The sequence below is a fragment of the Wenzhouxiangella marina genome (assembly GCF_001187785.1).
Lineage (GTDB): Bacteria > Pseudomonadota > Gammaproteobacteria > Xanthomonadales > Wenzhouxiangellaceae > Wenzhouxiangella > Wenzhouxiangella marina.
Genome location: NZ_CP012154.1, coordinates 2,125,780 through 2,146,955 on the forward strand (window position 1 = coordinate 2,125,780; position 21,176 = coordinate 2,146,955).

Here is a 21,176-nt window from a genome sequence, read left to right on the forward strand (position 1 = left end):
GTAGCCGCATGAAGCTGACTTCAAGGCAACGCGAGATTCTCGATTACATCCTCGAGTGCAAGGCTCGGGACGGCCTGCCCCCGACGCGGGCAGAAATCGTTCGGCACTTCGGATTCCGATCTCCGAATGCCGCCCAGTGTCATCTAAGAGCGCTGGCCGAGCACGGCGCCATTCGCCTAGTACCGGGACGCGCCAGAGGCATCGTGCCGGTGGATCCTCCACCCACCACGCCGAGCGGCGCCCGACTGCCGCTGATCGGCCGAGTCACCGCCGGCACGCCGGTGCTGGCCGTCGAGAACCGCGAGGACGATCTGCTGATCGACCCCGCGCGCTTTCGACCCCGGCCAGACTTCGCGCTGCGCGTGGAAGGCGACAGCATGATCGGTGCCGGCATCCAGGACGGCGATCTGCTGCTGGTCCATCGCACCCCCGAGGCCCGTCAGGGTCAGATCGTGGTCGCGAGGGTCGGCGATGAAATCACGGTCAAGCGCCTGCGCAAGCAGGGAGAAAAACTGTTTCTTGATCCGGAGAATCCGAACTACCGACCGATTCCGGTCGATGCCGATGAAGACTTCGCCATCGAGGGTCTCGGGGTCGGCGTGATCCGCTCGACGCTGAACTGAGCCTGAGCTCAGGGGCGGAGCTCGAAAGCGTCCCGATCGGCCTGAAAGGGAAACTCACGCCTGATAGTGCGCAGGCGATCGAGATGCAATTCGACCCGCTCGCTTCGAGCCTGCGCATCGAGCTCGACCAGACAGGCCCCCATGGCATCCCAGGCCGAGGAACAGCCCGGATAGGGGGTCTCGTTGCCGTCTCGCCCGACTCGATTGACCCCGATGACATAGGCCTGATTCTCGATGGCCCGGGCGCGCAGCAAGGCCCGCCAGGCCTCCACCCTCGGACTCGGCCAGTTGGCCACGAACAGCTGCAGATCGAAGTCGCGATCGTTTCGACACCAGACGGGGAATCGCAGGTCGTAGCAGATCTGCAGATCGATCCGCCAGCCACGCCAGTCGATCACCGTCGGCGCAACACCGGCCGTGTAGCGCTGGTCCTCTCCCCCGAAACCGAACAGATGATGCTTGTCGTAGTGGCCTAGCAAAGCCCCCTGCTCATCGACGAACAGGAAGCGGTTGAACCTCCGCCCGTCCTCGAGGAGCGCCAGACTGCCGCATATCGCAGCCTTGCGAGCAATCGCCTCTGCCTTCATCCAGGCCAGGGTGTCGCCCGCCATGCTTTCCGCGGCGCCATCCAGATCGCCGAGAAAGCCCGTCGCAAAGGTCTCGGGCAGGACGAACAGATCGGCCACATCGGCTTCATCCATCAACGCGGACAGATGTTCGCGATTTCCCACAGGATCCTGCCAGCGCAGATCCGCCTGCACCAGCACCGTGTTCAGACTGTTCGAGGTCTCAGGCATCCATCTCGGCCAGACGGGCCAACTCCGGCTCGGTGAATCCGGCGCGCCGGCGCGCCGGGAAATTGAACGGGCCGCGCAAGGTCCCGCTGAAATACTGCTCGAGCAGGGTCTCGAAGGTCTCGTCCGGATCCAGCCCCCGCTCGGCACACAATTCGGTGAACCAGTGCGAACCGATGGCAACGTGACGCTCTTCTTCTTCCAGAATGATTTCGAGCAGACCCACCGTGCGATCGTCACCGGCTGCACGCAGACGTTCGATCATGCCCGGTGTGACGTCCAGACCGCGCGCTTCGAGCACCCGGGGCACCAGAGCCATCCTGATCATCACATCGTGCGCGGTCCGCTCGGCCATGTCCCACAGGCCACCGTGCGCGGGGAAGTCGCCATAGGCCACCCCCATTTCGACGAGGCGATCGCTGAGCATCCGGAAATGCCGGGCCTCGTCGACGGCCACGCTCAACCAGTCGCGATAGAAGGCCTCCGGCATACCGGGGAAACGTAGTGCGGCATCGAGGCCGAGGTTGATGGCATTGAACTCGATATGCGCGATGGCGTGCACCAGGGCCTGACGGCCCGCCAGGGACCCGAGGCTGCGCCGAGGCAGATCACCGGGTGCAACCAGCTCGGGCCGCTCCGGACGCCCACAGATCAGCAGCCCGCTGTCAGCCGAATTCGAGGGCGTCCAGCCCCCCGATTCCACCTCGGCCCACAAGGCGGCGACCCGCTGGCACTTGGCCAGCGGGTCGGTTTCGGCCAATGCCAGCCGAGCCTGTTGCCAGTGGCGTGACAGGGCCTCAGGCCTTGTTGATGGCGTCGACCAGGGCGTCAGCGAAGCCGCTGGTGGAGACCTTGTTCGCGCCTTCGATCTGGCGGGCGAAGTCATAGGTCACGACCTTCTCACCCACCACCTTCTCGAAGGCATCTTCGATCAGCTTGCTCACTTCGGGCCAGCCGATGTAGTCGAACATCATGCAGCCGGAGAACATCAGCGAGGACGGATTGACCTTGTCCTGACCGGCGTACTTGGGAGCCGTGCCGTGGGTCGCTTCGAACACGGCCACGTTGTCGGCCATGTTCGCGCCCGGCGCGATCCCCATGCCACCGACCTCGGCCGCCAGGGAATCGGACAGGTAGTCGCCGTTCAGATTCATGGTGGCCAGTACGTCGAACTCGGCCGGGCGCAGCAGCATCAGCTGGAACATGATGTCGGCGATGCGGTCCTTGATGACGATCTTGCCTTCCGGCTGCTTGCCGTCGTACTTTTCCCAAAGTTCATCTTCGGTGATGGTGACGTCGCCGAACTCCTCGGCGGCGACTTCATAACCCCACTTGCGGAAGGCACCCTCGGTGAACTTCATGATGTTGCCCTTGTGCACCAGGGTCACCGACGAACGGTTGTTGTCGATCGCGTACTGGATCGCCTTGCGCACCAGGCGCTTGGAGCCGAAGGCGGAAATCGGCTTGATGCCGATGCCGGCGTCCTCGAAGAAATCGGCACCCATTTCCTCGCGCAGGAAGCGCGCCAGCTTCTTGTTCTCTTCCGTACCCGACGCGTATTCGAGGCCGGCGTAGACGTCCTCGGTGTTCTCGCGGAAGATCACGGCGTTGACGTCCTGCGGCGATTTCAGCGGCGAGGGCACACCCTGGTACCACTTGACCGGGCGCACGCAGGCGTAGAGATCCAGGGTCTGACGCAGGGACACGTTCAGCGAACGGAAGCCCTCACCCACCGGCGTGGTCAGGGGACCCTTGATGGCCACGGTCAGGTCCTTGATCGCATCCATGGTCTCTTCGGGGAAGTAGTTGCCGTCGTAGATGCCGGCGGCCTTCTCGCCCAGATACAGCTCGGCCCAGTGGACCTTGCGCTTGCCGCCGTAAGCTTTCTCGATGGCCGCGTTCCAGACCTTCATGCAAGCCGGGGTGATATCGACACCGATGCCGTCACCCTCGATGAAGCCCAGAATCGGCTGATCGGTGACCACCAGGCGGCCATTCTGGACCCGGATCTTGTCGCCCTGCTCGGGCATTTTCACGTGCTGAAAACCCATCTTGCATCCTCTTAACGGCAAAGCCGCTAGTTTATCACTCGTTGCCTTCACGCTGACTCACAAAGCCACGGCCCAGCAATGCCCGCTCCCTCGGCCCCTCGATCCTCGACTCCCCTGGTGCTGCTGGCCCTGACCGGGTCGCTGCTGTTGCACCTGGCGCTGCTGGCCATTCACTGGACGCGGGGTGAAAGCCCTGCGGCGGACCGAACCGAACTAGCCGTCCGGCTCGACGCACCACGCGCTTCGGCGCCGGACTCGGCCGATCAGGAGATCGAGCCGGACCCACCAGCCGTCGAACCCGAGGCCACGCCCGAAATCGAGCCGATCATTCGGCCGGCCGAAGTTTCCACCGAGCCCGGCATCACGATCGCCGACGCAGGCGATCAAGCCGAGGACTCCAGCGTCAGGATCGAGCCGAGGATCTCCAGTGATCAGCTGCTGAGCGCCGTACGACAGAATCTGGCGCCCACCGACATCCCCGAGATGGCCGGACCGCTGGAGCCCGCCGCCGTGCCCGAACTGCCCAGCCGCCGCGGCTGGATCGACGAATATGTCGGCACCGTGGATGCGCGCCTGGAGCGATGGCAGAACAACGACGGCACGCGTGAAACGCGCATCGTCACCGCCAGCGGTCAGGTCATCTGCGGACGAGCGCGGGCCCCGACCAGCTTCGAGCTGTTCAACCCGCAGTTCGCCCTGAACATCATGATGTTTCGCGAGTGCGGCCGGGAGCGTCCGCCGCCGATCGATCGGAACGACCCCTGGGTGCGAGCGCCTCGGCGCGATGCCGACGATGACCGCCCTTGAACGTCCTGAAACAGGGCGGGCTCCAGGCCGGAACCAACGTGCGGCCCTACCCCGCTTTGAATCAGGCCGCGCCCGCCCCCACCCTTGAAAGCTGACGATCACAGACCGGAGTTCGACCCGATGCAAGACCAGAGCATGCGCGAGCAGCTGTCCATGGACCGAGACAGCCTCTACCAGGAAGAAACCTTCACCGACCATCGCGTCGGCACCATCCAGCGCCTGACCCCGGTCACGCCGGACGGCGAATTCGATGCCGGCCGCAAGGTGCGATTCTTCGGCCAGACCCAGGTCATGAGCCCGGCCGGCGCCCTGCCGATCAATTTCGAACTCGAGGTCGATTCGCTCGCTGCCGCGGTCGATGGTTTCGCCGAAGCCGCTGAAAGCGCCGTCGAGGAAACGATCGAGAAGATCAAACGCCTGCAGCGCGAAGCGCAATCCTCGATCATGGTTCCCGGCCAGGAAGGCGGCGGATTCGGCGGCATGGGTGGTGGCCCGGGCGGCATGGGGCCCGGCGGCGGTATCAAGCTCTGAGCCCCCACTGAACCCTCTCGATCGGGAACCGCAGGCTCCCGATCGATCATTCGAAGCGATCGGCGAAGATGGCCTCGGGTAGTGCGGACGGCGTGTCCAGAAAGCCCAGTGCCAGGGCCATCAACTGAGCTCGTACGCTCGCATCGACAATGCTCTCGAAGGGAAAGCCCAGATAGATGAGCCGTCGTTCCGGCACCCCTCCGGCGAACTGGATCGCCGCCCCGCCCGAACCGGTTCCGGCATAGTTCAGCGCCAGGCTCGCACCGGGCCCCGGGCTGATCCGATCCGGAAAACGGACATCGTAGACCTCGCTGCCATCATCGAAGTCGAATGCAGCCAGGGCCCCGAAAGCACTCCCGGCCACGCCGACGGCGCTGTAGCCATTGGCGTCATCACCGTCGTAGATGGCGTGCAGCTGATCGCTGAAGAAGCCCGGCCCGTTGCCCTGGGCGACCAGGTCCCAGCCGATCTCGGCGCCGGACACGAACAGGCGCCCACCGCCATCCATGAACTCGCTCACCCTGCTCTGCTCGACGGGATCGAAGCTCCGATCGGCCGTGCTCTCCTCGCCGGCGATCCAGACCAGTGTGTGATAGGAACTCGGATCGATCAGGCCATCGATCAGCTGCTGGTGATCGATACTGTCGAAGGCGCGACCGTGCGCTGCGATGGCTTCACCATGGGCAATCACGTAGTCGAAGGTGTTCATGCGTTCCAGCAAGCCCCGCTCGACCAGTCCCAGGGTCGGGATCGACCGGAGCAGATTGGCCGAGGAATCGATCCGATCGAAGCCATCCACGATCAGCACGGCCGGCAGACCCTCGGCGCTGGTGCGCACCGCCAGGGTTCGCGTCGGAAAGGACTCCCCCCCGGCGTTGTAGGCACTGACACGGAAATACTCCACCACGGCCGGCGCCACCTCGAGCTCGACCTCGGTGACCGCACCCAGGTCCAGACCCTCGTCGAAACCCTTGCCATCGGCCGAACGGTAGACGCGATAGCCCTCGGCCGGCCCACCCAGCAAGCCATCGCCGGTGTCATGCGGTGATGCCTGCCAGCTCAGTCGAACCCGGGTAGCGCCCAGGGCTCGAACGCCGGGGGACTGCGGGGGTTCGGGCAGATGGACCGGGTTTTCGAAACCCTCGAGATGGTCGTGGTAGAAGTCCACGATGCCCTGGTAAACGGCCCGTGCCGCCAGATTGCGGAAACGGGGATGCTTGAGCGAAACCGCATCGGCCAGGGTGTCGTGGAAGGCGATTTCGTGCAGGCTGGCCGGCATCTCGGGGTTGTGACTGGGATTGACCTCACCGAAGAAGTTGGTGAACTGGCCCCGGTCGGTCCAGTTCGGATCCCAGCCGGCACGAATGTCGTTGATCAACTGATCGTGGATCGCATTACGCAATTCGAGCCCTCCGGGCACGCCATCGAAGGGCCCGTTGAAGCCAGCGCTTGAATACGCGTAGGACGAGGTTCCCCGCCCGGGATCCGGGGCGTTCGTGTGCCAGGACACGTACACCGAGCGACCGGCCTCCCAGCTCTCGTGCTCCCAGGCCGCGTAGCGTGGCATGGCGCTGACCGTGTTCGACGCCGCCCAGTCGCTCTTGCCCATGAAGCCGGCGAAATAGCGCCCCGATTCTTCCCAACGTGGGTAACCGCTGGTCGTGCCCGACTGATCATCGGGAAGATCCCCCATGCCGCCACCGAAACGCACCGCGTCCGCGATCACCCAGTCACCGTTCGAGCCGGTGGAATTGTGAATCTCCACCGAAGCGCTGGCCGGGTCGGTCCCGGCCGTGAAGTGAAAGCGGCCGATGTGCTTCCAGGTATAGCCATCCCGATTCTGGTCCTGGGTCCACTCGGTCTGGCCGCCGGAATGATGAATGGTGATCGACGCTGCCGCCGTGGTGGTCCCGCTGGGCGCCGGCCGGAACCAGACATAGACCGAATAGAAGCCGTCTTCGGGAATCGTCGGGGTAAAATGGGCGCTGGCCGTGGCTGGCCCGGCCACGCTGAGCACCTGACGTTGCACGCCGCCATAGGCACCACCCACGCCGCTCAGCTCTGTCCAGCCGCCGCTGTCGCTGTAGCCCGGGTCGCCCTGATCGACGATGACCATCTCGGTCTGCAGGTCCCGTTCGCGCACGGTATAGACCCGTGCGCCGGCGTTCCAGAGGTACTGGACCAGATACTGCAGCACGGCCTCGGCATTGGAGAGGTCCTCGACCAGGCCGTGGGTATTGCCACGCTGAGTGGCCCAGCGCCCGAGCACGTCACTGTAGTACCAGCCATGGCCCGGGCTCAGAAACACCGATGCACCGCTCAGGGCGCCGACCGGCTGCCCCTGGCCTGGCGCAGGCACCAGCGCCGACAACATGGACTCGGCCATCGGCGGCTCGGGTTTGTCGAGCACGGGCGACACCCGCAGAAACTCCGTCAGGGGGCGGGGCGGACCACCGGAGGAACGCTGAGCCTGCAAGTGCAGAGACTGCAATCCATCGACGCTCTCGACGAGTCCCGAGATCCAGCGTGCGATGCGATCCAGGGCGACATCGTCGAGCTGATCATCGAGAAAGGCATCCGGCAGCTCCAGCACCACCGCCCCCCGCCCGAGATCGACCTCGGCCGAAACGAGCCGAACGGCCTCCGGCAGGATCGAGCGGAACCCCGCCGCGCGCTCGACCGGCCCCGGACCGGCCAGCTGTTGCTCCAAAAGGGCCCGAAGCCGAGCCTCGGGTGAACCTGAGGCAGGCGTGCTCATCTCGGGCCAATGATCACGCCCGGCCGCGTCGATCCAGAGCAATGGACCACCCGCCTGGGCCAGGCTGAAGGTAAGTAGAAACAGGAGGGCCAAGCCCAGTCGGCTCGACATCGGGATCGGATTCGCAGCTGACTTCATGTCGATTCCATGCGCTTCATCGGCATGAGACGAGCTTACTAGAGAGCCTCTGAACAAGTCTACGCGGGCGGGACGCCAGGCGAACACATCCTGTCCAGTTCGATCTCGAAAGCCGTCACGCACCAGATGCAAACTGCACGTCTGCTGCGGCTTTCCTGCTACATTGCAAGACTTGGCGTTCCACCCACATCAGGCAGTAGCGGAGGCAGACATGAGAGCTTTCATCTTTCTGGTCGGCTTGGCCATGTCCACGCCCATCATGGCGCTGGACTGCACGGAATCGGTCCGTTTCGGCAACAAACTGGTACGCGTCGGCGACAGCGAGCGGCGGACCGTCGAGAGCAAACGACCGGACCGACGAGTGCCATTGCAGTATCCGAATGGGGGCTCGGCCGGAATCCGACTCGACTACCACGAGTACGGCCGGACGGTGCATGTCTATATCGGCGCGGGCGTGGTCAGCCGGATCTGTATCTTGAGGGATTGAGAGGGGAGTTGGCTTGAACAGGGGTTCTTGGCCGCGATCCCCCTCCGCGATCAATAAGAAGCCCGCGCGAGGGCCTCGACACGCATCGCGAAATCCCGAAGGGGTGGGATTGCTGCGCCGCCTGCGGCGGCTTGTCCTTCGGACTGGCGCTGCGCGCCAGCGAGCTCGCCTGCGGCTCGGTTCGAACACGGGTTCTCAGCCGCGATCCCCCTCCACCAGGCAATAAAAAGCCCGCACTGGGCGGGCTCTTTTATTGCCTGGTGGAGGGGGTGGGATTCGAACCCACGAAGGGCTTTCACCCTTGCTGGTTTTCAAGACCAGTGCATTCAACCGCTCTGCCACCCCTCCGGTGAACAGGGTTGGCATTCTAATACGGATGTGGCGGATTAACTAGGGCCAGATTCCCGTCAGTCTGCATCCACACTCCTCGTGCTTAAATCGGGTTCTCGATCAATGGAGTAGTTCGATGACACAGGAACGCGCAGTGCTGGCGGGTGGTTGCTTCTGGGGCATGCAGGACCTGATCCGCAAGCTGCCGGGAGTGGTGTCGACCCGGGTCGGTTACACCGGTGGCGACGTCCCGAATGCCACCTACCGCAATCACGGCACCCACGCCGAAGGAATCGAGATCCTGTTCGACCCCGAACGCATTTCCTACCGACGGATCCTGGAGTACTTCTTCCAGATCCATGACCCTACCACCCTGAACCGTCAGGGCAACGACGTCGGTCTGTCCTACCGCTCGGCGATCTACTACGTCGATGAGGCCCAGAAACAGACCGCCCTGGACACCATCGCCGATGTCGAAGCCAGCGGGCTATGGCCCGGCAAGGTCGTGACCGAAGTCGAGCCCGTCGGGGATTTCTGGGAGGCCGAGCCCGAGCATCAGGACTATCTGGAACGGTATCCGAATGGGTATACCTGCCATTTCCCGAGGCCGGGCTGGGTGTTGCCCAAAAAGACCGTGGCGTCGTGAATGACCCGTTCGGGTTTTGCGGGTAGCGAAAAGACTGAGAGTCCTGGATTGCTGTTGCTTCGCTTCAACCAGTTCGCCCTTGGCTCTGTTCGTCACCGAGGAAAACTGAAACAAGGGATTGCTGCGCCGTCTGCGGCTCCGTTCGGCATCGGGGAAAACTGGGACACGGGATTGCTGCGCCGCCTGCGGCGGCTTGTCCTTCGGACTGTCGCTGCGCTCCAGCGAGCTCGCCTTTGGCTCGGTTGACTGCGCGCCTTCGGCGCTTGCCCTACGCTGACGCTACGGGTTGCTCTGGTCGCTTCGCTCCCGGCGCATCGTCCTCGCGTTGCTCGGTTCGAACATGGGTTTGAATCCAAATCTCCCTCTCCGTCAAATACGAAAAAAGCCCGCACTAGGCGGGCTTTTTTCGTATTTGGCGGAGAGGGAGGGATTCGAACCCTCGGTACGGGATAAACCGCACACTCACTTTCCAGGCGAGCCCGTTCGACCACTCCGGCACCTCTCCAAAAACCTGGCACTGCTTGCACTACTGGCTCGAACCTCTGGTCTACTTCGAGGGCGAGCCTATCAAACCAATCATGTCCCCGGTGCGGTTTTCGAGCCGCGCAGCGGGGAGAAAGAAGCGCCGGGGACATTCCTCAGCAGGAGCCCGTTCGACCACTCCGGCACCTCTCCAAAACCTGGCACTGCTTGTACTACTGGCTCGAACCTCTGGTCTACTTCGAGGACGAGCCTATCAAACCAATCATGTCCCCGGTGCGGTTTTCGAGCCGCGCAGCGGGGAGAAAGAAGCGCCGGGGGACATTCCTCAGCAGGAGCCCGTTCGACCACTCCGGCACCTCTCCAAAAACCTGGCACTGCTTTTGCTACTGGCTCCGACTTCTGGTCATCACGAGGGCAAAACCAGGCAAGCCGCGCATTGTAAACCAGGAGGGATCGCCCTGCCAACGTCTGTGGCATGTGGCCAGGCCTTCCGTCACCGAAAAATCCGATTCTCGGGTTTTGAGAAACTGTAAATTAATATAGTATCCGTTCCCCGGGGATATCGCTCCGGGTCAGATCAGCACAGCGGAGACATGTCATGCATCCATCCACCAGCACCGCCCCTCTGGAACAATTATTGAGCAGCCGATCCGACCTCTGGCGAGGCCAGCGTCGCCCGGTCGATGCACGAATCTCCAGCGGGCGGGCCGACCTGGACGCCTGGCTGCCCGCCGGCGGTTGGCCCAGCGGCCGCCTGATCGAGTTCCAGCCGGATCATTTCGGACTGGGAGAACTCGAGCTGCTGCTGCCCATGATGGCCCAGCAGACGCGTCAGGGACAGCCGATCATTCTGGCCGCGCCGCCGATGATCCCCTGTCCCCAGCGTCTGGCACGTAGCGGAGTGGCGCTGGACAAGCTGGTCGTGGTGCGTCGCCCCGAGCAGGCCTTCTGGGCCGCCGAGCAAAGCCTGAAGAGCGGCCTGTGCGGGATGGTGATGGTCTGGCCGCCGCGCGGTCGCGTGCAGCCGCGCGCGCTCCGGCGCCTGCAGCTGTCGGCGGAACAGGGCGCAGCCCCTGCCTTCATCTGCTACCGACCGGGCCAGCAGCCACCGCCTTCGCTGGCGACCCTGCGGCTGGCCATCCATCCCGGCCCGGAACTCGAGTTGCTGCGCGGTGCGCCCGAGCCTGGACGACGTTTCCAGATCGGCCGCAGCAATGTGGTCAGCCTCCGGCTCAGAACACGCCAGCCCCTGCGAGCGCGCGCCGGCATTGCATCACCGATGAATCAGCTCCAGCAGGCGCAGACCTGAGCTCGAACTGCCGATGCCTTCGAGTCGCCTCACGCTCTGGGCAGGCCTGCACTGCCCGCGGCTGCCGCTGGATGCGGTCTGGCGATGGGAAGCGCAGGACGGACCGATCGCGGTGCATGAACACGTCCGTGGACAAGCCCGAATCCTGCAGGCCGATGCCCAGGCTCGACGGCATGGCGTACGGCCGGGCCAGGGGTTGAGCCAGGCGCTGGCCCTGCTGCCTTCGCTGCCTAGCCGGCCGCGCTGCCGTCAAAGCGAACAGCGGGCGCTGGAACAGATTGCACTGGTCGCCTATCAGCACAGCCATCAGGTCAGCCTGGCGCCGCCGGACACGGTGCTGCTGGAAGTCGGCGGCAGCCGGCGGCTTCACGGGGGCATCGCGCCCCTGCTCGATCAGCTGGCCGACACCCTGTCCGAGCAAGGCTTCAGTATCCGAATCGGACTGGCGCCGGTGCCTACGGCCGCCTGCCTGATGGCCCGTCTGGGGCGGCGCTGCAGCAAGCTCGAGACCCTGCGCCATGAGCTCCCCGGTCTGCCCATCGATGTCCTGCCCCTGAGTGCCGAGCAATCCCGCGCCCTGGAAGCTTGCGGGCTGCGCACGCTCGAGGAGCTTTATGCTCTGCCCGCGGCCCAGCGTGCCCGGCGCTTCGGCACCGGACTGAATCTTTACCTCGATCGACTCGAAGGACGCCTGGACACGCCGCTGGCACAGTGGAAGCCCCCGGAGCGCTTCGAGCTGGGCCTGGAACTGCCGGTGGCCACGCACGATCGCCAGGCCTTGATGTTCATCTTCAAACGAGCGCTGGATTCGCTCGGCCATTGGCTGGAGCTGCGGGACCAGCGACTGACCCGACTGCATGCCTGCCTGGGGCGTGAAGATGGCGGCCCGGACTGCCGTTTCGACATCGGTCTGGCCCGGCCCGCTTTCGATCGGGCTCGCATGCTCGAGCTCATCGAACTGAAGCTCGAGGCGCTGCAGCTCGGCGGTGACATCGACTCGCTCCGGCTTCGCGCCGAGAGCACCAGCGAGCATCGCCCGGCACAGGCCGATCTGCTCGGCGGCGGCAATCGAAGCGATGCCTGGCCGGCCTTGCTCGATCGTCTGGGCGCTCGCCTGGGCGAGGACGGTCTGGCCAGTCTGGCGCCGAGATCCGATCATCGACCCGAGCAATCCTGGCAATGGGTCGCTCCCGGCACGTCCCGACCCTGTCAGGAAACCCGCCCCCGACCCAGCTGGCTGCTGCCGGCGCCCCAGCCCTGTCAGCGCGAGCGCCTGGTTCTGGAGGAAGGCCCCGAACGCATCGAAGCCGGCTGGTGGGATGGCCAGGACTGCAAGCGGGACTACTGGATCGCACGCGACCGTCAGGGGCGCCGCCTCTGGGTCTTCCGCGAACATAGCCCGCGCAGCGGCTGGTTCATCCACGGTCTGTTCGGCTGAGCGCCCGTGAAACGGACGGGCGGTGGCGTTTCTCCGACCGAGGCCGCTTGCAGTTATCGATGCGATGACCGACAATCGAAAACAAGTACCATTTCATGGTATTTGCGCGGTCGGGGGAGATGGCCGCATGTCATACAGGGACGACCGGGACCGCGGACCATGCTGGAAGCGAGCAAACAGTCACCACCGACTCGACGTGTCCTGTTCGTGGATGATTCCCGTCTCATGCGTTACGCCGGCAGCAAATTCCTTTCCGGCGTCTGCGATCTGGTGATGGCGGAGAACGGCGAAGAAGCCTGGCAGCGCCTGAATCAGGATCCCGACATCGAACTGATCTTCACCGACCTGATGATGCCGGTGATGGATGGCAACGAACTGATTCGCACCATCCGCGCCTGCCCGGACCGCCGCATCAAGCAATTGCCCATCCTGGTCGTGACCGGCAACGAGGAATCGAATGCCCGGGCGCTGGCGCTGGATGCCGGCGCCACCGCGTTCATCTCCAAGCCCTTCAGCGCCGATGATCTGACCGGCGCCCTGCGCGTTCATCTGGAAGGCGAAATGCCGGATGCCCGCCTGGTCACGCACGACGCCGATTACCCGCCCGAGTCCGGCCTGCTCAACAATGTGCCGGAGCCGGAGTACTACTACCTGCGCATCGAGCAGGCCTTCAGCTTCCATCGCCGCCAGAACCTGGATCTGGCCCTGATGCACGTCAAACTGAACAATTATCGTGACCTCAGGAAGCAGCACGGCAACGCCTGGGCTGAATCCGTGATGCGGAACCTGCGCTATTTCCTGCACCGGGAATTGCGCCAGGAAGACTCGCTCCACCGCACCTCGGACGATCTCTACAGCGTGATCCTGATGGGCACTCACAAGCCCGGCGCTCGCTATCTGGTCAGCCGCCTGCGGCGTGCTCTGGCCGGCGCACGCGTCCGTTTCGCCAGCCAGGACGTCGAATTGTCGGTCCGGTTCGGCATCCAGTTCCCCGACCTGAACAGCGAGGAGTCCCCCGCCCGGATGCTGTCGGCGGCGCACGCCCTGTTCGATCTCAACGGCAACGTCGCACGGATTCGCTGATCCGGACCAGGTCCCGCCACAAGGCCAGGGCCGTGACCTCCAGACCCGCACCCGGACCCTCGATACTCAAGGGCGCAGCGGCGTAGCACTCCGTGGTCACTTCGATCCGATTGCCCTGCCCCGACAGTTGCGCCAGGGAATCCCCATCGTCGAGACGCCTCAGCCCGACGCAGGCGCGCCCATCCACCTCCAGTTCCGCCACGTAGGCCAGATGCCGGCCCGAGCCCGGCGCGCGGTCAACGCACTGAGCGACATGCCGATCCAGCACCGCGCCTGAACGCAGAAACGAGTCCAGCGACAGTGCTGCCAGCTCCTCGGGCACGAGCGAATCGACGACGAGCGCATCCAGCGACAGATCCAGACCCGCTTCGCGCGCCAGAATGACCAGCTTCCGGGCCACGTCCAGACCGCCGAGATCCGTGCGTGGATCGGGCTCGGTCAGGCCATCACGACGAAGCGTCTCCAGCACCTCGGACGCCCTTCGGCCGACAGAAAGGCCTTCGCTCAACGCGCTCAGGCTGCCGGAGAGCACGCCACGAATCCGGCGCACGGGCTCACCGGCCCGCCTCAGCTCACGAAGACTGTCCAGCACCGGCAGGCCCGCGCCGACCGTCGCCGAGATTCCGTACATCGATCGTTCGCTGGCCGCGCGCAGCCGCTCCCAATCGCTCGACGGGCAGGCCATGGCCAGCTTGTTGGCCGTCACGACATGAATCCCCCGCGCCAGACAGTCGGCATGGGCATCGGCAACCTCCGCGCTGGCACTGGCATCGATCAGCACCGGGATTCCATCGCGCCGTAGCAGCTCGTCCTGCCAATCCCGGTCCGAGGCTCTGGGCTGGAAGGCCTCGTCGGCGAAGGGTTGCGCCCACTCCGAACGCTCGATCGGCCCCCTTCGCAGACGAGTGGAATCCGCCACGGCCATCAGCTGCCAGGTCTCCGGGGCATGTGCTTGCAGGCGTTCCAGCAAGGACCGACCGACCCGACCGGGCCCGACCAGGGCGATACTCAAGGATGACTCAGGTCGGGACATGAACCTTCTCCTCCCGCGTTCGCCGCAGCGCGACCCGGTCGAGCGCACGGCAAAGATCGGCTTCGAGATCGGACGGATTCTCCAGGCCCACGGACAGACGAAGCAGGCCAGGTCCGATGCCGGCGCGCGCCCGGGCCGCCGCATCCATGGCGGCATGGGTCATGGTCGCCGGATGCGCGATCAGACTCTCCACGCCGCCGAGTGACTCGGCCAGGGTGAAGAGCTCCAGACCATCCAGAAAGCGACGGATGGCGGATTCGCCGCCACGAAGTTCGAAGGACACCATCGCGCCGAAACCCACCTGCTGTTCCGCCGCAATCGCATGCCCGGGATGGCTCGCAAGGCCGGGATAGTGCACTTCTTCGACGGCAGGATGGGCGTCGAGCAGGTCGACCAGACGATGCGCATGGGCTTCCTGAGCGCGAACGCGCGTTTCCAGGGTTCGCAGGCCACGCAAGGCCAGCCAGGCATCGAAGGCCGAGCCCGTGACGCCCAGACAATTGGCCCACCAGGCCAGGCGTTCGCCGGTTTCGGCGCTGGCTACCACCACGGCGCCGCCCAGCACGTCGCTGTGGCCGTTGATGTACTTGGTGGTCGAATGCACGACCACGTCGGCACCCAGCGCAAGGGGTCGCTGGAGCGCTGGCGAAAGAAAAGTGTTGTCGACGACCACGCAGGCCTCAGCGAGTCGGGCCGATCGGCAGACACGGGCGATGTCGGTGATCCTGAGCAAGGGATTGCTCGGCGTCTCGAGCCAGACCATGCTGGCGCCCTGCAAGGCTGGTCTCCAGTCGGATTCGTCCTGGAAATCGACCCAGCGCAGTTCGAAGGCACCCCGATCCGCGAGGGCCTGGAAGAGTCGATAGCTGCCGCCATAGCAATCGGCCGGCGCGACCAGGCGCTGTCCGGGCTCGAGCAGTTGCAGGACGGTCAGAATCGCGCCCATGCCGGTGGCCGTGATCACGCCTGCCTGCCCGCCCTCCAGGACCCGGATCGCCTCGGCCAGATGATCCCGGGTGGGATTGCCGGAACGGCTGTAGTCATGGCGCCGAGCCTGCCCCAGCGCCTCGAAGGAGAAGGTGCTGCTCAGGCAGATCGGTGGCACGACGGCCCCGTGCTGCTGATCGCTGTCCAGCCCGGCGCGAACCGCCAGCGTGGCCGAATGCCAACGGCTCATGCGCCACCTCCTGTCTCGATCAAGCTGGAAAGAAGGTGCTTCAAGGCATTGTTTTCCTTGAGGAAGGCATCGTGCCCATACGAGGAGGAAAGGCGATGCAGCCGGGCCCGAGGCCCCAGGGCTTCGGCCAGCGCTTCGAGCTGGGCCAGGGGCACGAGGGCATCGGAGTCCACGCCGACCAGATCGACTCGACATCGAATCATGGCCGGCTCGATGCAGTGTTCATCGAGCGATCGCGACAGGCAGCGATAGCGCGCCAGGCTCTGATCGTGGCTGTAGCGTCGGCCCTGATGGCCCAGATAGGCATCGATTTCGCGGGCCACCTGGCTCGGGTCGGTGTGCGCGAAGCGCTGATCGAACAGCGCCGGGGGCCGGTAGCTCGTCATCGCCAGGGCTCTCGCCCAGGCCACCCCGCGCTCCGGCTGTCGCAGTTCCTCACCGAGCGCGAGGATTTCTCGCTGGATACGCCGAATGGCCATCGCCGAGGGACAGGAACGATCGGCGCCGCTGATGGCGATCAGGTGGCGAAGACGATGGCCATGACGCTGGGCCAGGGCCAGCCCCACCATCGCGCCATAGGAGGCACCGATCAGGGTGTCGATGATCCCGAGCTCCAGATGATCCACGATTCGCAACAGACCATCGGCCTGGTCGGCGGTGGAAACCCCGGTCGGATGGTCCAGCCAGTCCATGCCCAGAATCAGATCGCGAGCCGGATCCAGCGCCTGCCCCCGTCCATGGTGCTGGCGCCACCAGCACTGGACCTGCCGGCTGGCACTGATGCCGCCGAGAACCACGCGCAATGGGGCCGTCGGCGGTCCCTCCAGGCGATAGCGAAGGCTCAGCCGACGTGATTGGCCGTGTCGATCGAGGGATGACCAGTCCAGTTCGCCTTCGCGGGGCGATGAGCGGACTGGGGCAGCGTTCGCGCTGCGGGCGAATGAGTTCGAGTCGGTCGGTATGGATGGCACAGGCATGATTGCGTTCTCCCGTGAGTCTGGTTTCGGTTCAATGCGACGCATCGCTGCGGAAACCTCGAAACACGGGCCCGAACCAGCGCATCGACCGGACGTGCAATTGACTGCACCGGGCCGGGCTCTGATTCGCGCTCATCTCTCGGTCGCCGGATCATGATCCGTGCTCCGCAGGATTTGGCACCTGGCTGAAACGCCTGCCTCGGCGAATGCAGCTGGTTGCCCCGACGTCAAAGGGCCTGTCCCTCGGTCGGTCTCGATGAGTTGCCGGGTCATGCTAGGTCCGGGGCCTGAATCCGGCAAGGAACTTCTCGTTATATGCCCCCTGTCGGTATCGCGGCCATTTGCGCTAGACTGAAGCTGCACCTATCGAAAGGGGTCAGGATGTCGGAGCAGAATCTCTACCTGGAACCGGGCGAAGGCGATCTGCCGGACGCACCGTCCTATCCGCTCGATCCGCTGCCCTGCACGGTCGGACGCAGCCCGAAGTGCGCGCTGCAGCTGGAGTTCGATCGCATCTCCCGAGAGCACTGCCGCTTCGAGTATGACGGGCGGGAAGTCACGGTCACCGACCTCGACAGCACCAATGGCACCTTCGTCAACCATCAGCGCATCGATGCGCCCACGCCGATACGTAACGGCGACATCATTCATCTCGGCAACCACCCCTTCGTGGTGCGCCAACGTCAGACCAGTGGTGAGACCCGTCCCCATGCGCCGCTGTCGCAACGGCAATCCAGCAACGACACGATCATCGGCTTTACCGCCCTGCCTACCGGCTTCCCGGTGCAGGCCCCCGAGTTCTTCGAGATGCTCAACGACGAACAGCTGACGGGCATGGCCGAGCCGATCATGAGTTCGGGCGGCACGCCGATGGCACTGAGCCTGCGGGGTCGGAGTGCGCATCCCCGGCTCGCGGCCGACAGCAACACCCTGTTCCGCCTCGCCGAAGACCTCGGTGAGGAAGTTCGCCTGGCCCAGATGGTTCGGCGCATCTGCCTCGAACAGGCCGATCAGGCGGGCCTGCAATCCACCCTGCTGCTCCAGGTCCACCCGGCCGAGTGCGAGGAACTGGACCTGCTGGTCGATGAGTGGCTGGATCTGGCGGGACGCTATCGACATCTGGCGCTGGCCTGCGAACTGCCGCTCAAGGCCTTCCAGAACCCGTCGGACGTCGGCGATATCCGTCGCCACCTCAATGCTCGCGACATCGAAGTCTGCGGCGTCGCCCTCGGCCTCGACGCCGGCCAGCTGGCCGCGTTCAACGGCCAGCTCGACTATCTGCGCGTCAGCGCCCTGCAGGGGCCAGAGCGGATTCCCGCCCTGACCGAGGCGATCGGACCGTTCGTTCGGATCCTGGTCGAGCAGGTCAACGAGGCGGAACTGATCAAGGCGTTCAGCGACGCCGGTGCCAGCCTGTTCCAGGGCCCGGCCATCGGCAAGGCCGAGCCGATCCAGTCCTGACTGCCTTGACTTGACAGGGGCCTTCGGTCCGTTAACATTGTCGATGCGCCGATTTGAGCCAGCTTGCGGGCGCTTGAGAAATTCAGCTAAAGCGGTCGGCGCAAGGTGCCGTCCCCCCTGAATTCCGTCCCCCGCAGCCCCTCCCATCGGCGTTTCGACCCGACGACACCGATGGTTACGGCGCATGAAACTGCAGCAACTCCGATTCCTCAACGCGGTCGTGGATCACGGCCTGAACATCACCGCCGCCGCAGAGCATCTGTACACCTCCCAACCGGGAATCAGCAAGCAGATCCGCCTGCTCGAGGACGAACTGGGCATGACCCTGTTCGTTCGCCGCGGCAAACGCCTGGACGCCCTGACCCCCGCCGGCAGGGAGGTCGTCACGCGCGCCGGCCGCGTGCTGCGCGAGGTGGAATCGATCAAGGGCCTGGCCGATGAGCTGCGCGGGCAGGATCAGGGCCAGCTCAGCCTCGCCACGACCCAGACCCAGGCACGCTATGTCCTGCCGTCGATCCTGAGCGAATTCCGGCAGCAGCATCCGGCGACCACCGTGGCCCTGCACCAGGGCACCTCCGAACAGATCGCCCGGATGCTGAACGATCGCACCGCCGAATTCGCCATGGCCACCGGCGCAGCGAAGCTGTTTCCGGGCATTGTCCGCCTGCCGGTTCATCGCTGGAATCGCGTCGTCGTCGTACCGCGGACGCATCCCCTGGCCGAGTCCGATCAAGCGCTTTCGCTGGAAACCCTCGCGCGCCTGCCCCTGGTGACCTATCTGTTCAGCGACCGTCCCGACTCCTCCCTGATGTCGGCCTTTGCCACGCGCGGCCTGACGCCCTCGATCGCGTTCACGGCACGTGACTCGGATGTCATCAAGGCCTGCGTACGGAACGGACTCGGCGTCGGCATCCTGGCCGGAATGGCGCTGGAACCGGGCCATGACGACGACCTCATCGCCCTGCCCGCGCAGCATCTGCTGCCGACCCTGACGACCTGGATCGGCTGGCGACAGGACCAGCTGCTGCGGAGTTATCACGAGGCATTCCTCCGCTTGCTCATGCCCGATCTCCCCGCCGCGCTGATCGACGATGCGATCCGCGGTCGCCCGGTGCCGGAACTCGATGAACTGACACAGGAACACTCGCTGCCCCTGCGCAACGGCCAGGGCAATGGTCATGAGGGCCGGGCATGAGCCGCATCCGGGCCGTGATCTTCGACATGGACGGACTGCTCATCGATTCCGAGCCGCTCTGGCAGGACGCCGAAATCGCCTGCTTCCGACCGCTGGGCGTGCCGATCACCCGCGAGCTCTGTCGCGAAAGCGCCGGTCGCCGAATCGATGAGGTCATCGAAGGCTGGCATGCGCGATTCGCCTGGGAGTCACCGTCCTGCGCGACGATGGTCGAACGCGTTGTGAGCGAAGTGACGCGCCTGATTCTCGAGCGCGGCCAGTCGCTGCCCGGCGTGCATGAACTGATGGATCGCCTCGACGCGCATGGGCTGGAGCTGGCCATCGCCTCGTCTTCGCCGCCGGCGCTGATCGATGCCGTGGTCGAGCGCCTCGGCCTCGACTCGAAGCTACGACTGTGCCATTCGGGCGTTCTCGAAGCGCGCAGCAAGCCCGACCCGGCCGTCTTTCTGTCCACGGCCGCCATGCTGGGTCTTCGGCCCGAGCAATGCCTGGTCTTCGAAGATGCCCCGGCCGGGGTTCTGGCCGCGCATCGCGCCGGCATGCGCGTTTTCGCCGTCCCGTCGGTGTTCGAGCCCGATGAGCCCGGCTTCGAACTGGCCGAACGCGTGCTGTCCAGACTGGATGAGTTTCAGCTCGACTGGCTCTGAGCTCAGGAATGAACCGGGCCCTCAGTCGGCCGGTCCGCGGCCGATCCAGGTTGCGAAAGGCCATTCATCGCCGGCTTCCATGGCCTCCAGGGCCTGCATTTCCCGACTGATGATCGTGTGCAGGAAATGATCCGCACCCTGCATCTTGGCAAAGGCGTCGAGGCCGCGCCTGAGGAAGCCCTGAAGCGCGCCGAAGCCAGCCAGCACGGCCGGACCCTGCATCATGCGCACCAGGCGATGGACCATCGGACGATGCACGGTTTCGTCCAGCACCCGACCCAGTGCTTCGATCAGCTCGATCTGCTCCCGCCGACCCTGCCAGGTGCCCAGCGATCGATAGGCCGCCGCGTAGGCCGGCTGGTCCATCGCTTCGACCGCCACCAGCACCTCGGCCAGATCGAGGTCGAACTCCAGGCTGACCGCCTGCAGGCGCATCGCATCACCGACCGCCATGAGCAGGTGGTCGGGCAGGAATCGGCGCATGACCGGAACGACGCGCGCGAGCTGACGATCCCGCTCGCGAAAATCGCGCCCGCCGTAGAGCTCATCGAGAAAGAATTCGCAGGCGGGCCGATGGCGCTCGGAGCGCCGTAGATCGGCATAGGTGGCGTCGAGGCGCCGACGCTGCCAGTCCTGAAGCCTGATCAGCGATGCCTCCAGCTCCGGCTCGGCCCGGGCCAGGCGCTCGCCGACCGCCTGGTTCCGGCGAATCTGCTCGCTCAGGTGCTCGATGGCTTCGGCATGGCTCATCCCAGGGCCCTGATCGCCTCGACCAGTTCTTCCCGGCGGCGCCGAAACAGCGCCACGGCCTCGACGTGTCGGTAGCGGATGATCTGCGCCTCGTCGAGCAGGAAGACGCCTCGCTTCATGCCGATCAGGGCCTTGCAACCATACCGCTCGGCCACACTCAGATCGGAATCGCTCAGGAGCACGAAAGGCAGGTCGTGACGTGCACGGAAGCGCTGATGGGACTCGGCATCGTCCGGGCTGATCCCGACCACGGTCACGCCCAGTTCGGCGAAGACCTCGATACCATCACGATAGTCACAGAGCTGCCGCGTACAGACCGGTGTATCGTCTCCTGGATAGAACACCAGGAGCAGGCGCTGGCCGCTCATCTCCTGCAGTCGAAAGACGTTTCCATCGGCGTCCAGAAGCGAGAAATCCGGAGCTTTTTCATTGAGTTGTGCGGTCATTTTCATTCAGCC

At 64.9% G+C, this 21,176-nt stretch carries 20 protein-coding genes, 2 tRNA genes and 1 riboswitch; of the genes, 11 read left to right on the forward strand and 11 right to left on the reverse strand.

The window, feature by feature from the left end:
- Positions 1–8: 8 nt before the first annotated feature.
- Positions 9–623 carry a transcriptional repressor LexA gene (gene lexA, locus WM2015_RS08995; RefSeq protein ID WP_049725723.1) on the forward strand — a complete coding sequence of 205 codons (615 nt, stop codon included), beginning with the start codon at positions 9–11 and terminating at the stop codon, positions 621–623.
- Between the two features lie 8 nt (positions 624–631).
- On the opposite strand, the gene WM2015_RS09000 is transcribed toward lexA, so the two are convergent.
- From WM2015_RS09000 to icd, 3 genes are read right to left on the reverse strand one after another with little or no spacing between them, the layout of a single operon-like run.
- On the reverse strand, positions 632–1,420 hold the full coding sequence (locus WM2015_RS09000) for a nitrilase-related carbon-nitrogen hydrolase (protein WP_049725724.1): 789 nt from the start codon (positions 1,418–1,420) through the stop codon (positions 632–634).
- Positions 1,413–2,177, reverse strand: a complete 765-nt coding sequence (locus WM2015_RS09005; RefSeq protein WP_049725725.1) for a ferritin-like domain-containing protein — start codon at positions 2,175–2,177, stop codon at positions 1,413–1,415. Before WM2015_RS09005 ends, WM2015_RS09000 begins: the two co-directional genes overlap by 8 nt.
- Positions 2,178–2,214: 37 nt before the next feature.
- Positions 2,215–3,468: an isocitrate dehydrogenase (NADP(+)) gene (gene icd / locus WM2015_RS09010; RefSeq protein ID WP_049725726.1), complete on the reverse strand. Its 1,254-nt coding sequence runs from the start codon at positions 3,466–3,468 to the stop codon at positions 2,215–2,217.
- A gap of 78 nt (positions 3,469–3,546) precedes the next feature.
- On the opposite strand from icd, the gene WM2015_RS09015 reads away from it, so the two are divergent.
- Both WM2015_RS09015 and WM2015_RS09020 read left to right on the forward strand, forming a co-directional pair.
- Entirely contained in the window at positions 3,547–4,275 is a 729-nt protein-coding gene (locus WM2015_RS09015) for a hypothetical protein (RefSeq protein WP_156201021.1), read from the forward strand.
- A 120-nt stretch (positions 4,276–4,395) separates the two neighbouring features.
- Positions 4,396–4,806 (forward strand): hypothetical protein, encoded by a 411-nt coding sequence (locus WM2015_RS09020; protein ID WP_049725728.1) that lies wholly within the window; start codon positions 4,396–4,398, stop codon positions 4,804–4,806.
- 46 nt (positions 4,807–4,852) lie between these two features.
- Here WM2015_RS09020 and WM2015_RS09025 read toward each other — a convergent pair whose 3' ends face one another.
- Positions 4,853–7,702 (reverse strand): golvesin C-terminal-like domain-containing protein, encoded by a 2,850-nt coding sequence (locus tag WM2015_RS09025; protein ID WP_049725729.1) that lies wholly within the window; start codon positions 7,700–7,702, stop codon positions 4,853–4,855.
- A gap of 211 nt (positions 7,703–7,913) precedes the next feature.
- Here WM2015_RS09025 and WM2015_RS09030 point away from each other — a divergent pair, with 211 nt between their 5' ends.
- Positions 7,914–8,189, forward strand: a complete 276-nt coding sequence (locus WM2015_RS09030; protein ID WP_049725730.1) for a hypothetical protein — start codon at positions 7,914–7,916, stop codon at positions 8,187–8,189.
- Positions 8,190–8,447: 258 nt separating this feature from the next.
- Here WM2015_RS09030 and WM2015_RS09035 read toward each other — a convergent pair.
- Positions 8,448–8,537: transfer RNA gene (locus WM2015_RS09035), tRNA-Ser, on the reverse strand.
- A 118-nt stretch (positions 8,538–8,655) separates the two neighbouring features.
- Here WM2015_RS09035 and msrA point away from each other — a divergent pair.
- The gene (msrA, locus tag WM2015_RS09040) at positions 8,656–9,165 is read left to right on the forward strand and encodes a peptide-methionine (S)-S-oxide reductase MsrA (protein ID WP_049725731.1); all 510 of its coding nucleotides are present in this window, start codon (positions 8,656–8,658) and stop codon (positions 9,163–9,165) included.
- Positions 9,166–9,578: 413 nt separating this feature from the next.
- Here the strand turns inward: msrA and WM2015_RS09045 are convergent.
- Positions 9,579–9,670 (reverse strand) — tRNA-Ser (locus WM2015_RS09045).
- A 615-nt stretch (positions 9,671–10,285) separates the two neighbouring features.
- Here WM2015_RS09045 and imuA point away from each other — a divergent pair.
- From imuA to WM2015_RS09060, 3 genes are all read left to right on the forward strand, one after another.
- Complete coding sequence (imuA, locus tag WM2015_RS09050; protein ID WP_049725732.1) at positions 10,286–10,957, forward strand: translesion DNA synthesis-associated protein ImuA; 672 nt, start codon at positions 10,286–10,288, stop codon at positions 10,955–10,957.
- A 13-nt stretch (positions 10,958–10,970) separates the two neighbouring features.
- The gene (locus tag WM2015_RS09055) at positions 10,971–12,395 is read left to right on the forward strand and encodes a Y-family DNA polymerase (protein WP_049725733.1); all 1,425 of its coding nucleotides are present in this window, start codon (positions 10,971–10,973) and stop codon (positions 12,393–12,395) included.
- 159 nt (positions 12,396–12,554) lie between these two features.
- Entirely contained in the window at positions 12,555–13,478 is a 924-nt protein-coding gene (locus WM2015_RS09060) for a GGDEF domain-containing response regulator (RefSeq protein WP_082169600.1), read from the forward strand.
- Here WM2015_RS09060 and WM2015_RS09065 read toward each other — a convergent pair.
- The 3 genes from WM2015_RS09065 to WM2015_RS09075 are packed head-to-tail and all read right to left on the reverse strand — an operon-like array spanning position 13,450 to position 16,485.
- Complete coding sequence (locus WM2015_RS09065; RefSeq protein WP_082169601.1) at positions 13,450–14,511, reverse strand: homoserine dehydrogenase family protein; 1,062 nt, start codon at positions 14,509–14,511, stop codon at positions 13,450–13,452. The two genes, WM2015_RS09060 and WM2015_RS09065, sit on opposite strands and share 29 nt — an antisense overlap.
- Positions 14,498–15,688 carry a cystathionine gamma-synthase gene (metB, locus tag WM2015_RS09070; RefSeq protein WP_049725736.1) on the reverse strand — a complete coding sequence of 397 codons (1,191 nt, stop codon included), beginning with the start codon at positions 15,686–15,688 and terminating at the stop codon, positions 14,498–14,500. The genes WM2015_RS09065 and metB overlap by 14 nt, the downstream gene beginning before the upstream one ends.
- Positions 15,685–16,485, reverse strand: coding sequence for an alpha/beta fold hydrolase (locus tag WM2015_RS09075; protein ID WP_245609835.1), 801 nt, complete (start codon positions 16,483–16,485; stop codon positions 15,685–15,687). The genes metB and WM2015_RS09075 overlap by 4 nt, the downstream gene beginning before the upstream one ends.
- 309 nt (positions 16,486–16,794) lie before the next feature.
- A riboswitch (SAM riboswitch) is annotated at positions 16,795–16,928 on the reverse strand.
- 118 nt (positions 16,929–17,046) lie between these two features.
- On the opposite strand from WM2015_RS09075, the gene WM2015_RS09080 reads away from it, so the two are divergent.
- The 3 genes from WM2015_RS09080 to hxpB all read left to right on the forward strand — a co-directional run bounded on the left by WM2015_RS09080 (position 17,047) and on the right by hxpB (position 19,968).
- A complete protein-coding gene (locus tag WM2015_RS09080; protein ID WP_049725738.1) occupies positions 17,047–18,126 on the forward strand; it encodes an FHA domain-containing protein in 1,080 nt (359 codons plus the stop codon).
- Between the two features lie 184 nt (positions 18,127–18,310).
- Positions 18,311–19,321, forward strand: coding sequence for a LysR substrate-binding domain-containing protein (locus WM2015_RS09085; protein WP_049725739.1), 1,011 nt, complete (start codon positions 18,311–18,313; stop codon positions 19,319–19,321).
- Positions 19,318–19,968 (forward strand): hexitol phosphatase HxpB, encoded by a 651-nt coding sequence (hxpB, locus tag WM2015_RS09090; RefSeq protein WP_049725740.1) that lies wholly within the window; start codon positions 19,318–19,320, stop codon positions 19,966–19,968. The genes WM2015_RS09085 and hxpB overlap by 4 nt, the downstream gene beginning before the upstream one ends.
- A gap of 21 nt (positions 19,969–19,989) precedes the next feature.
- Here hxpB and WM2015_RS09095 read toward each other — a convergent pair whose 3' ends face one another.
- Both WM2015_RS09095 and WM2015_RS09100 read right to left on the reverse strand, forming a co-directional pair.
- Positions 19,990–20,718 carry a DUF8198 family protein gene (locus WM2015_RS09095; protein ID WP_049725741.1) on the reverse strand — a complete coding sequence of 243 codons (729 nt, stop codon included), beginning with the start codon at positions 20,716–20,718 and terminating at the stop codon, positions 19,990–19,992.
- Positions 20,715–21,170: a peroxiredoxin gene (locus tag WM2015_RS09100; protein ID WP_082169604.1), complete on the reverse strand. Its 456-nt coding sequence runs from the start codon at positions 21,168–21,170 to the stop codon at positions 20,715–20,717. The genes WM2015_RS09095 and WM2015_RS09100 overlap by 4 nt, the downstream gene beginning before the upstream one ends.
- Between the last annotated feature and the right edge of the window lie 6 nt (positions 21,171–21,176).

Coding starts and splice junctions, on each gene's coding strand:
- lexA (WP_049725723.1), top strand. CDS start 9: ATGAAGCTGACTTCAAGGCAACGCGAGATTCTCGATTACATCCTCGAG.
- WM2015_RS09000 (WP_049725724.1), bottom strand. CDS start 1,420: ATGCCTGAGACCTCGAACAGTCTGAACACGGTGCTGGTGCAGGCGGAT.
- icd (WP_049725726.1), bottom strand. CDS start 3,468: ATGGGTTTTCAGCACGTGAAAATGCCCGAGCAGGGCGACAAGATCCGG.
- WM2015_RS09015 (WP_156201021.1), top strand. CDS start 3,547: ATGCCCGCTCCCTCGGCCCCTCGATCCTCGACTCCCCTGGTGCTGCTG.
- WM2015_RS09020 (WP_049725728.1), top strand. CDS start 4,396: ATGCAAGACCAGAGCATGCGCGAGCAGCTGTCCATGGACCGAGACAGC.
- WM2015_RS09025 (WP_049725729.1), bottom strand. CDS start 7,702: ATGAAGTCAGCTGCGAATCCGATCCCGATGTCGAGCCGACTGGGCTTG.
- WM2015_RS09030 (WP_049725730.1), top strand. CDS start 7,914: ATGAGAGCTTTCATCTTTCTGGTCGGCTTGGCCATGTCCACGCCCATC.
- msrA (WP_049725731.1), top strand. CDS start 8,656: ATGACACAGGAACGCGCAGTGCTGGCGGGTGGTTGCTTCTGGGGCATG.
- WM2015_RS09055 (WP_049725733.1), top strand. CDS start 10,971: ATGCCTTCGAGTCGCCTCACGCTCTGGGCAGGCCTGCACTGCCCGCGG.
- WM2015_RS09060 (WP_082169600.1), top strand. CDS start 12,555: ATGCTGGAAGCGAGCAAACAGTCACCACCGACTCGACGTGTCCTGTTC.
- WM2015_RS09065 (WP_082169601.1), bottom strand. CDS start 14,511: ATGTCCCGACCTGAGTCATCCTTGAGTATCGCCCTGGTCGGGCCCGGT.
- metB (WP_049725736.1), bottom strand. CDS start 15,688: ATGAGCCGTTGGCATTCGGCCACGCTGGCGGTTCGCGCCGGGCTGGAC.
- WM2015_RS09080 (WP_049725738.1), top strand. CDS start 17,047: ATGTCGGAGCAGAATCTCTACCTGGAACCGGGCGAAGGCGATCTGCCG.
- WM2015_RS09085 (WP_049725739.1), top strand. CDS start 18,311: ATGAAACTGCAGCAACTCCGATTCCTCAACGCGGTCGTGGATCACGGC.
- hxpB (WP_049725740.1), top strand. CDS start 19,318: ATGAGCCGCATCCGGGCCGTGATCTTCGACATGGACGGACTGCTCATC.
- WM2015_RS09095 (WP_049725741.1), bottom strand. CDS start 20,718: ATGAGCCATGCCGAAGCCATCGAGCACCTGAGCGAGCAGATTCGCCGG.
- WM2015_RS09100 (WP_082169604.1), bottom strand. CDS start 21,170: ATGAAAATGACCGCACAACTCAATGAAAAAGCTCCGGATTTCTCGCTT.